The 12514-nt window shown below is 71.9% G+C and carries 10 protein-coding genes; 6 read left to right on the plus strand and 4 right to left on the minus strand.

Annotation, left to right across the window (positions count from 1 at the left end):
- Window positions 1–106 precede the first annotated feature (106 nt).
- Complete coding sequence (locus tag IDM40_RS02995) at window positions 107–877, plus strand: hypothetical protein (protein WP_193120326.1); 771 nt, start codon at window positions 107–109, stop codon at window positions 875–877.
- 468 nt (window positions 878–1345) lie between these two features.
- Here the strand turns inward: IDM40_RS02995 and IDM40_RS03000 are convergent, their stop codons facing one another.
- Window positions 1346–2536, minus strand: coding sequence for a PLP-dependent cysteine synthase family protein (locus IDM40_RS03000; protein WP_193120327.1), 1191 nt, complete (start codon window positions 2534–2536; stop codon window positions 1346–1348).
- 198 nt (window positions 2537–2734) lie between these two features.
- Entirely contained in the window at window positions 2735–4906 is a 2172-nt protein-coding gene (locus IDM40_RS03005) for a WD40 repeat domain-containing protein (protein WP_193120328.1), read from the minus strand.
- 280 nt (window positions 4907–5186) lie between these two features.
- Between IDM40_RS03005 and IDM40_RS03010 the strand changes: the two genes are divergently transcribed.
- The 3 genes from IDM40_RS03010 (at window position 5187) to IDM40_RS03020 (ending at window position 7719) form a co-directional block, all read left to right on the plus strand.
- Window positions 5187–6338, plus strand: a complete 1152-nt coding sequence (locus tag IDM40_RS03010) for a hypothetical protein (RefSeq protein WP_328806921.1) — start codon at window positions 5187–5189, stop codon at window positions 6336–6338.
- A gap of 31 nt (window positions 6339–6369) precedes the next feature.
- Window positions 6370–6870: a metallophosphoesterase family protein gene (locus tag IDM40_RS03015; RefSeq protein WP_193120329.1), complete on the plus strand. Its 501-nt coding sequence runs from the start codon at window positions 6370–6372 to the stop codon at window positions 6868–6870.
- Window positions 6871–7020: 150 nt separating this feature from the next.
- Window positions 7021–7719: a hypothetical protein gene (locus tag IDM40_RS03020; RefSeq protein ID WP_193120330.1), complete on the plus strand. Its 699-nt coding sequence runs from the start codon at window positions 7021–7023 to the stop codon at window positions 7717–7719.
- 264 nt (window positions 7720–7983) lie between these two features.
- Here IDM40_RS03020 and IDM40_RS03025 read toward each other — a convergent pair whose 3' ends face one another.
- The gene (locus IDM40_RS03025) at window positions 7984–8673 is read right to left on the minus strand and encodes a DUF1028 domain-containing protein (protein ID WP_193120331.1); all 690 of its coding nucleotides are present in this window, start codon (window positions 8671–8673) and stop codon (window positions 7984–7986) included.
- Window positions 8674–8679: 6 nt separating this feature from the next.
- On the minus strand, window positions 8680–9078 hold the full coding sequence (locus IDM40_RS03030) for a cupin domain-containing protein (RefSeq protein WP_193120332.1): 399 nt from the start codon (window positions 9076–9078) through the stop codon (window positions 8680–8682).
- A gap of 188 nt (window positions 9079–9266) precedes the next feature.
- On the opposite strand from IDM40_RS03030, the gene IDM40_RS03035 reads away from it, so the two are divergent.
- Window positions 9267–9947: an SWIM zinc finger family protein gene (locus tag IDM40_RS03035; protein ID WP_193120333.1), complete on the plus strand. Its 681-nt coding sequence runs from the start codon at window positions 9267–9269 to the stop codon at window positions 9945–9947.
- 624 nt (window positions 9948–10571) lie between these two features.
- Window positions 10572–12464, plus strand: a complete 1893-nt coding sequence (locus tag IDM40_RS03040) for an RNA polymerase subunit sigma-70 (RefSeq protein WP_193120334.1) — start codon at window positions 10572–10574, stop codon at window positions 12462–12464.
- The last annotated feature ends 50 nt before the right edge of the window (window positions 12465–12514 follow it).

The raw sequence follows: 12514 nt of genomic DNA on the forward strand, positions 1-12514 counted from the left end.
GCGCCCGGCCCCCGGTGTGACCGCGGTCTCGCGGGCCCCCGCGAACCGGCCGGTACGGGGTGCCGTCGGAGTGGGCGTACGCAGAACGAAGCAGTGAGGATCCCCCATGCCCCTGAAGGCCCGCCACGCCCTCCTCCCCCTGGCGCTCGCCCTGCCGCTGGCCGGGTGCGGCTCCCCGCAGGTCGAACTGGAACAGAGCGACCGGCTCGAGGCCCTGTTGCCCTCCTCGTCCGACTACCCGGACGGGTTCGACGTGGAGACCGTCGACATCACGGACGTCGAGGACGACGGTTCCGCCGGCGGTGACTGGGACTCGGTCTCGCCCTCGGAGTGCGAGGACGCGATGGACGGCGGCCCGGGCGACGTGCCCGAGGAGGCCGCCGAGGGCGCCGCGCAGACCCTCACCCCGTCCGGGGACGACGCCCACGGGGTGTACGTGTACATGCTGACCTCCGGCGAGTTCCAGGCAGGGGCGGAGGAAGAGGCCCACCTCCGGGCGATGCTCGACGCGTGTTCGTCCCTGACGGCCACCTACGACGACATGGAGCTGGAGGGCAGCATGGCCGAGGCCGACTCCCCCGCCCTGCCCGAGGGCGGCGACGGCTTCACGATGGATGTCGGGGCCGACGGGTTCGACATGGCCACGACGGTCGTGTGGGCCCAGGTCGAGGACGTGCACTTCCTTCTCATGGGCATGAACACCGGTGCCGAGGCCGACGTCTCGCCCCACGAGATCGTGGACGAGTGCGAGATCGGCGACCGCGATTGCCGGGACCGCGTGACCGAGCGCGCCGAGTCCGACGCCCAGGACGAGATCGACGCGGAGTTCGACGAGGTGCTCGAGGCCGGCGTCGCCGCCCTCGAAGCCGGCCTCTGATTTGTCGGAAGCGGGAACGGCGGTCCCGGTGCCCGCTCGTGCCCGCGACACCCGGGTGGGGGCGGACGGCGCCGGAGGGGGATCCGGCGCCGTCCTTCGGGGGTGGGAGGGACAGGTCGTGGTCGCACCGGGGCCGCCACGGGGAGAGTCGGGCGACCCCGGTGCGGGTCAGGGGGCCGGTTCGGGGGCGGTCATGCTTTGTGAATACCCGGCGCGCCGTCCCGGAGACGTTCCGGGCAGGATTTCACTGATCGGGCGTCCGTCTGCGCCCGGTTTCCGGGGAAAGGTCCCCGCGGCGGGGGACACTTCCGGCCCGCCCTCATTCGGATATCGGCCGGGCCGCGAGCGGAACCGCGGTGAGGCCGTGCCCACAACGGCCCGCACGTGGGTGGACGGCGCCGGAGGGGAATCCGGCGCCGCCCCGGGGGTTGGCACAGGGGGTCAGGGGGCGGCGGCCCCGGCTCGTGTTCAGTACTGGGAGGCCACGGGGGCGGGTTCGTTCCAGGTCCCGTTGCGGAGGAAGCTCTCCAGTGTCTTGGTGTAGGGGGCGAGGTCCTGCCCGAGGTGCTCCTGCACCCAGGCGTCGTCGTAGTAGTTGTGCATGTACCGCTCGCCCTGGTCGCACATGAGCATGACGACACTGCCGCGTTCCCCGTCGGCCAGCATCTCGGCCACGATGCGCAGGGCACCCCACAGGTTGGTGCCGGTCGACGGCCCCGCGCGGTGGCGCAGGCGTGACAGCAAAAGGCGCATAGCCGCGACCGACGCGGCGTCGGGCACCGAGATCATCCGGTCCACGACCCCGGGCAGGAAGGAGGGCTCGACCGCCGGGCGTCCGATCCCCTCGATCCTGGACGGCTTGCCCCGTTGCCAGGTGGCCGGGTCGTCGGGCCAGCGGCTCTTGGGCCGGCCCTGGTTCGCGGTCCAGTTGGGGAAGAAGGCCGAGTTCTGCGGATCCACGACACACACCCGGGTGTCACGGCGGCTGAACCGGATGTGGCGCCCGATGGTCGCGCTCGTGCCTCCGGTTCCGGCCCCGACCACGAACCACCGGGGATCGGGGTGGCGCTCCTCGGCGATCTGGCGGAAGACGGTGGCTGCCACGTTGTGGTCGTCGCGGTAGTCGTAGGCGCGCTCGGCGTAGGTGAACTGGTCCATGAAGTGGCCCTCGGGGTCGGCCTTCGCCAACCGTGCGGCCTCCTTCTCGATGTCACCGTCCTCCCCCGGGTTGCGGACCTCTCCCTCGTAGGCCTGGATGAGATCCACCTTCTCCTGGCTGGTGCTCGCCGGCACCACCGCGGTGAACCGCAAGCCCAGCAGGTGCGCGAAGTAGGCCTCCGAGACCGCGGTCGACCCGCTGGAGGCCTCGTACACGTGGGTGCTCGCGTCTATCCAGCCGGTGCACAGGGCATGCAGGAACAACGCTCGTGCCATGCGGTGCTTGAGACTGCCCGAGGGGTGGACGGACTCGTCCTTGATGTAGAGGTCGATGCCCCAGTCCGCGGGGAGGGGAAACTGGAAGACGTGGGTGTCGGCCGACCGTGTGGCATCGGCGTGCAACAAGCGGACGGCCTCCTTGACCCACGCCCGCTTGCCTCCGTCGTAGTGGTCGATGATCCGTGTCGTGACCGCGTTCGGGTCACTCGGTGTGATGGTCATGCCGCGTGGCTACCCGGCGCGCCGACCCGGAGACGTTCGGGACAGGATTCCGCAGGTGACGCATCCGGCTCCGACCGGTTTCCGGGGAAAGGTCCCCGCGGTGGCGGGCGGTTCCGGCCCGCCCCCTTCGCGGGATCGGGCCGGGCCGTGAACCTCGGGGGTCCGGCCGGGCGGGCCCGAACCCGGCCGGGCCGGCGGTCACCCGCGGTCGGCGTGGACCACGTCCACCACGCGCACGCCGCCCTCGCCGACCACGGCGAGGGTGTTCCCGTCGGGTGAGAACTCCACGTCCCTGGTGGCCCCCGACGTCCGGGTCCGGCTCAGGGGCTTCAGGGTCTCCAGGTCGTGCAGGGCGATGGTGCCGTCCTCCCCGCACCAGGCCAGGTGCCGGTCGCTCACCGCGAGGGCGCGCGGATGATCGACCCGGTGGGTGTCGGAGGCCCACGTCTGGAGCATGCGTTCGCAGGCCGACTGCCGTCCCGTGGCCAGGTCCCACAGGGTCAGGACGAGCTCCTCCACCCAGTCGCCGTCCCGCTCGCGCGTCAGCGTGCGCACGTGGAGGCTGACCAGCCGCTCCGCCTCCGGGGTGAACCGCAACAGCATCCACCGGCCCTCGGGCTGCCCCGCGCCGAGTCTGCGGCTGCCGCCGTCGACCAGGTCGAAGAGGGTGATCTGCGAACCCCGGCCGGCGAGGGCGTACAGCTCCTGCCCGGGACTGATCGCGTCCGGCGCGTAGGGGCCGTACATGCTGGTGTAGAGGTCGAAGTCGCGCCCTTCGTGGCGCGCGGCCTCGATCAGTTCCTCCTGCGCGGCGGGGTCCAGGCGCGGAAAGGGGCACTCGGGCCCGGACAGTACGGGCTCACTCGGGTCCCGTGCGTCGACCACGGACCACTCCCCGACGGACGGGGAGTAGACCGCCAGGGCGTCCCCGTCGGGGCTCCACACGGGTGTGCTGACGCGTGTGTCGAAACCGCTACGGTGGCTCGTGCCCGGTTCCGGCCTCCACAGGCGCACCCCGCTGTCGCCGCCGGTGGCCACCAGATCGCCGTCGGGTGACCAGGCCAGCGCCGTGGTCTCCTCGGGGGCGCACTCGATCCGGGCGACGACCGACGGTTCGGAGCCCTCACCGGTCTCCCACAGGACGAGGTCGGACCATCCCTGGTGGCGGGAGCGCAGCTCGGCCAGCACCCGGCCGTCGGGGGCCCACTCCACCGCTTTGGTCCAGGCGTCGTCGGGGGCGCGTTCCTCCTGCCACAGGACCCGCTCCGCAGCGGTATCGCACAAGGCCACCCCGCTGCGGGAGTACACACAGACACGGTCGCTGCCGGGACGCCGGCGCACCCCGGTGATGGGGTCCCAGGGCACCCCGCGGGCCCACACGGAGTACTCCGGGGCCGCGCCCGGGTCGGGCCAGGTCACCAGGAGGCTCTCCGGCATCGTGGACGCCCCGCCAGGCACCTGTTCACGTCCCTGGGTCAGGGCGGTGAGGGCGCCGTCGGGGATCCAGTCCAGGTCGAGGACCTGCCGCACCCGGCCGCCGGGCAGGAGCCACGGTGACCGCTCCTCCTCGTCGACCGTCCACAGCCGCACACCGATGTCCTCCCCCACGGCGAGCGTGCGGGAATCCGGCGACCACGCGATGACCGGCCTGCCGCTGAACCCCGACCGGGGCGCGGTGTGGGTCGCGGCGATCTCCTCCCAGGTCACCGTGTTGTACACGAGCACGGTGTGCACGTGCTCGACGCGGCCCTCCCTGCCGGACCTGTCGTTCTCGCGGTGCTCGCCCAGGTCGGGGAAGCGGTCGCTCCTGCCCAGCACCGCGAGGCGCCGGCCGTCGGGGGACCACAGGGCCACGTCCAGGGCGGCCCCCTCGATGCCGATCCGACGCTCTTGGGTCCAGTCGCGCGGGTTCCAGATGAGCACAGAGGTGTCGTGGGAGCCGACCGTCGCCAGGCGCTCGCCGTCGGGGGACCACTCGATCGAGCGCACCGGGGCTCGGTGGCCCGTCAGGACCCGCACGAGCCGGAGGTCGTCGGGTGCGCTGGCCGGCCCCCGCACGGTCAGCCGCACCGGTGGCAGGGCCCGTTCCGCGCCCGCCAGCCATCCGGACACCGAGGGGCGCCGGGCCAAGAGGTCGTGCAGCACACAAGCCACCTCGGACCGGTCGTGGGAACGCACGAGCAGGTGGGCGTGGCTGAGCAGCAACCAGCGCAGGTGTCCCACCGGGGAGTGCGGGTCGGTTCCGTCCCGTTCCCGGACCGCGATCGAGTCCGCGACCGCCTGCGGGCCGCGGAGGAGGATCGCGTCCACGAGCGTGGGAAAGTCCCTGGTCAGGGCTGCCTGGTTGTCGGAAGGGTCGAGCTTGTCCACATCCGGAACGCTAACGTTTTCCGGACCCCTCGTTCACCCTCTGTCGTGGCCACTTCCGGTCACGGTGGTTGACCCGGCTGTGCGCCCCATGGGCCCCGCTGGGAACAGCCGCCCCCGGGGCCCCAGCGGCCCGGCCCCGAGTGCCACCCGGGCCACCGTGCACCACACGGGGCACACGGCCGCGTTCCGAGCGTGACCACAAGCGGACAGAAGGCCACAGGTGACCTGAGAACGGGGAAGAACGGTACAGAGCCCGTCACCCGAACGGCGAGGTCCTGCGGTGCTGTCCTCCCCTACCGCGTCCCCCGGTCCGCCCGATCCCCTGTCCCCGGTCCGCGACCGCGTACTGCTCCACGTACGAGACACCGCGCCCGGCCTGCACCTGCGCATGCCCACGACGGTCGGGGGCATCGTCCTGCCCTCGGGCGCGGGCACGGCTCCCCCGCGCAACGAGCGCATCACCGCGTCCGGGCACGCCTACCCGATGGTGCACGACCCGGCACGCCACCGCACCCGTGTGGCCACCGGGGAGGAGCCCTTCCACTTCACGCCGTGGAGCGCCTACAACGGGGAACACGATCCCGGCCGGGCGCTGGCGGAGATGGACCGCTGGCAGAGCCCGATGGCCCTGCTGCTCACCCCCACCGGGTTCCTGCCCGGCGACGCCTCGGGGATCCGAGCACTGCGGGAGGCGGTGCGCCTTGTCGATCGTGTCAGGACCGACCGCACGGTGCTCGCCGTTCCGGTGGACGCCGCCTGGCTCAGTGACTTCGGGGCCCAGACCCTGGTGGCACTGCTGGGACCGGTGCGCGTCCCCAAGGCGCTGGTCCTGGACCCCGAACGCGTTCAGGTGGACACGGCGGAGCGGTTGCGGGCGCTGCGGCTGGTCGTGTCCGAGGTGCACGACACCGCCGTGCTCGGGGCAGGCCTGGTGGGCCTGGACGCGCTGGCGCACGGCGCGTCCTTCGCCTCCCTCGACGAGGCCGCCACGGCGAGCTGCGCGCCGCCCTACCCGGGTGATCCCTTCCCGCCGCCCGCGCCCACCTGGCCCGGGATCCTGAACCGTACGCTGCTCACCTACATGGCCGGGCCGACCGCGACGGCGCACCTGCCCGCCCTGGGACGGTGCACCTGCGAGCCCTGCCTGAGGTGGGGCGAGGCGCGTTCCCTGGGCGAGCCCGGCCGGCCCTTCGAGGAGCTCGGGCAGGCGGGGACCGGAGCCGTGCACGGGCACAACCTCGCGGTCTGGTCCGAGCTGTGGCAGGAGATCGCCCGGGAACCGTCACCGAGGGCTCGGGCGGCGCGTTGGAACGCGGTGTGCGCGGCGGCCGTGCGCGCGCACGCATGGCACAACGACACGGCCGGAGCCCGCCTGCCGCCCCTGGTTCCGCCCCGGGGCCTGGCCCTCATGGCCGGGTGCGCGCAGCGGTGACGTGGCAGTGCCCTCCGATACCCTGCGGGCCATGCGCCTGCTGATCATCTCCGACACCCACCGGCCCAAGCGCGCCCGCGACCTGCCCTCGCAGGTGTGGGAGGAGGTCGACCGGGCCGATGCGGTGATCCACGCCGGCGACTGGTGCGACCTCGATGCGCTGACCTCGCTCGAGGCGCGCGCCGAGCAGCTCATCGGTGTGTACGGCAACAACGACGGGCCGGAGCTGCGCGCACGCCTGCCCGAGGTGGCGCGCGCGGAACTGGGCGGGGTGCGCTTCGCGGTCGTGCACGAGACCGGGCAGGCGCATGGGCGGGAGAAGCGGTGCGCGAAGCGCTACCCCGACGTGGACGTGCTGGTCTTCGGCCACTCGCACATCCCCTGGGACACCCGCGCCGACAACGGGTTGCGCCTGCTCAACCCGGGGTCGCCCACGGACCGCCGCAGGCAGCCGCACCACACGTACATGACGGCCGAGGTCGACGGTGGCCGGATCGACGTGCAGCTGCACACCGTGGAGCCGCGGGGCTGAGCCGGGGACGCCCAGGGCAGGAGTCGCCGGCGCCGCCCTCCTCTTTCGGAACGGAAGTCCCCTCACGCGGCGTCGCCCACGCACGGGTCCGCCCCGAATCCACCCTGTGGACAACCCGCACGGGACCGGATCTTGCGCTTCACTCGGGGTATGAGCCGACTCACCACCGACATTCTGTTCCGCGTCGCCGACCGCTCGACCTTCGGCCTGGCCATGAACACTCTCGGCCTCGTCGACGAACTCCGCGAGGAGGCCGGGCTGGTCCACGGCACGGTGATCCACGAGGGGGTGACGTACCGGGTCCGGGTCTCCGACGACGAGGACTTCACCTGGAGCTGCGACTGCTCCGAACCCCGCGGCGACACACCCTGTTACCACGCGGTCCTCATCGGGATGGCCTACGCCACGGGCATGCTCTACCGCGCTTGGCCGTACCGCCCGCCGCGGTCACCCCTGGACGTGAGCCCGATCCCCTTCGACCACGACGGCCTGATGCGGCGGTTGCGGACCGGAGAGCGGGGTCCCGAGGACCCGCCCCTGTCGGTCCAGATCCTGCGCGAGGTGGGCAACGGCAGGTGCCACGACCTGTGTTTGCTGTTCGACGAGGCCCTCGACGTCTTCGTCCTGCCCGCCGAGGAGCAGCGCCCGGCCTACCTGCGGGCTCTGCACGCGGCCGCCGAGGCCGTCGGGTTGTTCTACCTCAACGGCCAACCCATCAACGGCGAGGACCTCTACCACTGGGTGATGGCGTACGTGGAGGAGACGGAGAACCTGATCGAGGACCCCGACGGCGCGGTCGAGGCGGCCGTGAGCGAGATCAACTACATGAACGAGTCCATGAGCGAGTAGGCCGACAGCCGCAGGCCACGGTCTTCGCCCTGTTGGACCGCCTCGACGTGCGCGCAAAGCACAGAGCCGGGGCCGGCACGGAATCGGGGCCGCCCGGGCAGACCGTCAGCGGCGGGCTGCCTCGGGGACGGACGGGCGATCTGGGGTCCGGGCGTCGCGGGCCCCGGCCGGGCCGGTGGAGGAGACGCCCCGGAACGAGCCCGTGGACCGCGCTCAGAACCGGCCCACCTGCGCGGGCAGGAGCACGCTCAGAGGTGAACGTCTTCAGTCGCCGGGATCCAACAACCGGTCGAAGGCCCCTGCCGGGCGCGCACGTGTGGGGAGGGCCTTGACGAACGGCAGGAGCTCCACCTGGGCGACCCCGTGCACCCGGCGCAGTTCGGCCACGGGGTCAGGATGCTCATCCACCCTGAGGTCCAGGTACGGATAGGGGTGACCGGTGTGCACGTACAGTGCGGCGCTCTGCCGGCCTCGCCGGTCTCCCCCGGCCTCCTGCCCGGACTCCAGTGCTGCCAGCAGGCGTTCCTCCATGGGTTCCGCCGCCGTGGCCTCGAACCGCTCGGCCATCGCGTCGAGTGTGTCAGCTCCGGTGAGGATGTTGCCGGCCACCGCGTATCCCTCACCTGTCCGGTGACCGCTCCACGGGTGCGTCTGTGCACCGGTGTGGGCGGCCGACCGGCCCTCGGTGTCGACCAGCGCGACCTGGCGCGAATCCGCGTCGGGGTCGGTGGCCAAGACCTGTTCCAGGACCTCGTCGGCGGGACGGGACCGCAACAGCTCCAGGGCGTCGACGCCCAGCAAGGGGTTGATCAACGCCTGGGTGGCCACAGCCCCCGCCCGCGCGTGCGCGAACACGGTGAAGGCGCCGATCGCCGGCATCCGGCTGCTGATGGCGACGCCGCACGTGCCCGTGGCACGATCGTGGGCCACGAGTGTGAAGGTCCCTGCGTACAACCGGTCTCACTTTCGGTACGGTTCCCCGGCCGGGTCTTCCTGACCGTACTCGCCCGGCCCCCGGTGTACCGGGTGGAGCAGGTGGATCAGGATACGGGCCGGACCCCCGAGCGGGGTGACGGCGTGCGGGATCCCGGCGGCGACGTGGACCATACCACCGGCCCCCAGTTCGTGGCCCTGGTCCTCGATGTCGAAGCGCACGTGCCCTTCCACCACCTGCACCACGATCGGCGAGGGTGCGCGGTGCTCGGTCATCTCCGCGTCCAGGACCAGGTGCATGATGCGTACGTCCTGGCCGGAGTAGAGGCGTTCGGGGGCCACGCGCCCCTCCTGGCCCGGGTTGCTCTGCCGCAGCTGTTCGATCCCGGAGCTGATGAGGCTGAACGGCGGGTTCTCGTGTGCCATGGCGGTTCCCCTCTGCTCTGTTCGGCTCTCGCCGAGCTTTTCACGGCCGTGCACCGCGCGGAGCCGGCGAACGTCCCGCGCGTGCCACACACGAACCTGGACAAGAGCCGGGCGGTTGGTTGTGCCAGGAGGCACCGTCGGGCGGGGCACCGCCCGACGGTGCCCGACCCCTCTGGTTGACTTCGGCCATGGCTGAACTCTCGCGCGAGCAACTGCTCCACACCGCCGGACAACCCTCCTTCGACCGCGCGCTGGACTACCTCGACCGTGTGTCCGGCCGCCGCCTCAGTCAGGGCCGGGTACACGCGACCGTGAGTGGAAGGGCCCGCTACCGGGTCCAACTCACCGACACGGGCCATTTCTTCTGGAGCTGTGAGTGCCCGTGGGCCATGGAGGGCAACTGCTGCAAGCACGTGGTCGCGGTGGGTCTGGTGCACCTCTTCGACCGCGAGCACGGTGAACAGGCCCCTCAGGTGCCCGAGGTCGCCACCCACCTGCGTTCCTTGGACCACGAGAGCCTCGTGGGGCTCCTGCTGGCCGAGAGCGAGCGCTCCCCCGCCCTGGCCCTGGAGCTGGAGGCCCGGGCCGCAGTGGTTTCCGGGGACACGGGTGTGCTCTCGAGCCTGTTCGAGAGCGCGCTCGAGGTCTCCGAGCCGGTCCCCCAGGAACAGGCGTCCTATTACGCCCGGGCCGTGCACACCGCCGTCGACACGGTGCGAGCGTTGGAGCAGAGCAGCCGGGAGGAGGACGCCCAGGATCTCCTCGAAGCCGTCCACGCCTGTGCCGAAGACGCGGAAGACCTCGTGGAGGATGAGGAGGGGGAGGTAGCCGCCGCCCTGGACCGGCTGCACGAGATCGACACGGCCTGAGGTAGTGGAGCGGTGTAGTGGACGACAGGGGCCGGCCCTCGGATCGGTCGGGGCTTGCCGAACTGCTTCGGGCATCACGTGGGCAGTTCCCGGGGCGCTGATCCCTCCGGCGCGATCGAGAACCTGATCGAGACCCGGGCGGCACGGTCGTCGCGGTCGTGATCGAGACCGTCCACATGGCCGGTTCCGTGCACGAGCAGGGGTGGCACAGGAGCGGTCGCATGGGCCGCACCGGCACTCATTCGAGCAGGTGCGCAAATTCCAACCGGACCTGGGTCTCCTGGGAGAACAGCGTGTGCGCGAGCGGGCGCCCGTGCCTGGCGGCGCTGGCGGCGCGCGGTCAGGCCGGCGTCAGCAGTAACGAGGCCGCAGACAGCCTGATCGACGGGCGCGATGATCACGGGATCGATGCCATCGCGGTCTCCGGGACGACGAGCCGGATACCCGGGACGGGACCGGATCACGCGATCCGGGCACCCGAAACGGCGATGGCGCGGGTGCAGATCGGGACAAGAACCCCATCGGAACCTGAGTTCCAGCGTTGTCACCCCACGTGCCCCGTTGCTGCTCTACGGTGAGTTCTGCTGTTGCCCCCGCAGAGCTTGTCACCCCCGGAAGGCAGCCTTGACCAGGTCACCGGATTTCCCCCTCAGCAGTCTTGTCCCGCCCCTGGCCCACACCCGCGACGACCTCGTGCGCCATGCCTTGCACGACGGGTCGCTGCCGCAGCACCGGTGGTGGAACCGTGTGCGCCTCCCCCTGGTCCTGGACAGAACAGGCGCCGAGAAGCTTGCGGACGGGCTGGCCCGGCTCACCGCGCAGCGGTGGGGCGGCCACTGCCCCGGCGAGGTGATGCCCGCGCTCTACCTCACCGGGGAGGAAGCGTTCGTCGGTTCGCCGGTCTGGCGCCTGTTGCAGGCCAAGGGCGAGGAAGCCGCGGTCGAGGAGCTCGCCGCGCAGTTCCGCCGGGTGCTGGAACAGATCCCGGTCGAGCGCGCGTGCCGGGAGCAGGCTTCCGATACGCCGGCGTTCATGGAGGAGATCGAGGCCTGGTGCCTCAACGCCCCCGACCGGAAGAGGAGCATCGCCGTCCAGCGGCTCTTCACCCGTCCCCCGGTCGCCCTCGACCAGGTCGCCGGGGAGCTCGGGGTCACGCGCACGTGGGCGCGCCAGGTCCAGAAGCGCACCGCCGACGAGCTCGCCGCGTGGGCGGAGGGCCCGCTCGGGCGGGCCACGTCCGAGCACCTGCGCAAGGTCGAGGCAGCGCTCGGCTCTGCCGCCCCCGCCAAGGCGTTCTGGGACCTGTGCCCGGAGCACCGCGCCACGCTCCCGACCCTGGGTGTGCCGGCCGGTGATGCGGTCCTGGCTCTATTGCCCCACCACTGGACGCGGGACGGATGGGTGACCACACTGCGTTCCTCGACCCTGGAGCAGACGATCGCCATGCGCCTGCGTGAACGCTCGGTCCTGCCCCTGGACGAGGTCGAGAGCACGCTCGTGGAAGGGGGCATCCGGCTCGAGCACGTCCCGGCGTGGTTGGACGCGCTCCCCCTGAGCAAGGTCATGGACGGCCACGTGGTGTCGTGGCGCCGCAGTGTCGCCGACAAGGCGGCCGCCGTGCTGACCCTGGTCGGTTCCCCTCTGTCCTTCGACACGTTGGCCGAGGGGATCGGCGGCGACTACAGCATGGCCGGGGTCCGCAGCCGGATCAGGGCCGACCGGCGCTTCCAGCTCGTGGACCGCAAGGTGGTCGGGCTTCGCTGCTGGGGCGGGCAGGAGTACCCGGGGTTGGCGGACTCGATGCGCCGGGAGATCGAGGCCGCGGGCGGTTCCGTGGACATGAACGTCCTGGTCGATCGCGTCACCCAGAAGTACGACATCAGCGAGAGCTCGATCCGCTCGACGGGGTACGGCCCCGAGTTCACCCGGTCGAAGGACGGACGCATCGGGATGGCGGGCGCCTTCTCGCCCGAGGAGGAGCTCCGGTACCGGCCGCGCCGCCCGGTCGAGCGTGCGCGCCGGTGTTTCCGCGACCCAGAGGGCACCTGGTGGTTCCGGGTGGACCTCAACCGGGAGCACCTGCGCGGTTCCGGGTTCCCGGTGCCCGCGGGTTTCGCAGCGGCGTGCGGCCTGCGTCCGGGAGAGCGCCGCCCGGTGACCGTCGGCGAACGCGGCTCGTACGTGACGTGGAAGTCGTACCCGTCGATGAGCTCGATCCGGACGGCCCTGCTCGGCACCGGGGCCCTGGAGGGCGACCACGCCTTCGTCACCCTGGCCGAGGGCACCGTGCGGGTCCGGGTCCGTCGGGCCCACCTGGCTCCCCGCGACGGACTGAGGCGGGCCCTGTACCTGGCGGGGCTCGACGCGGACGGTGAAGGGGATGCCCTGCCGAAGGTGTCCGCCCTGATGCCCGCCGTGGGCCTGCAGCCGGAGGCGACGGTGCTCGACCTGTTGGAGCGCCTCGACGTGCGGGGCGACACCGACCTCTACGGCCTGGTGCGCGGGGTGGGTGTCTGAGCGGGCCGCTTTCCCCGCCTCCCCCGACGACGGCCACCGCCCGTAGCCTC

It is taken from the genome of Nocardiopsis coralli, from assembly GCF_014892575.1.
GTDB lineage: Bacteria > Actinomycetota > Actinomycetes > Streptosporangiales > Streptosporangiaceae > Nocardiopsis > Nocardiopsis coralli.

Coding starts and splice junctions, on each gene's coding strand:
- IDM40_RS02995 (WP_193120326.1), top strand. CDS start 107: ATGCCCCTGAAGGCCCGCCACGCCCTCCTCCCCCTGGCGCTCGCCCTG.
- IDM40_RS03000 (WP_193120327.1), bottom strand. CDS start 2,536: ATGACCATCACACCGAGTGACCCGAACGCGGTCACGACACGGATCATC.
- IDM40_RS03015 (WP_193120329.1), top strand. CDS start 6,370: ATGCGCCTGCTGATCATCTCCGACACCCACCGGCCCAAGCGCGCCCGC.
- IDM40_RS03020 (WP_193120330.1), top strand. CDS start 7,021: ATGAGCCGACTCACCACCGACATTCTGTTCCGCGTCGCCGACCGCTCG.
- IDM40_RS03030 (WP_193120332.1), bottom strand. CDS start 9,078: ATGGCACACGAGAACCCGCCGTTCAGCCTCATCAGCTCCGGGATCGAA.
- IDM40_RS03035 (WP_193120333.1), top strand. CDS start 9,267: ATGGCTGAACTCTCGCGCGAGCAACTGCTCCACACCGCCGGACAACCC.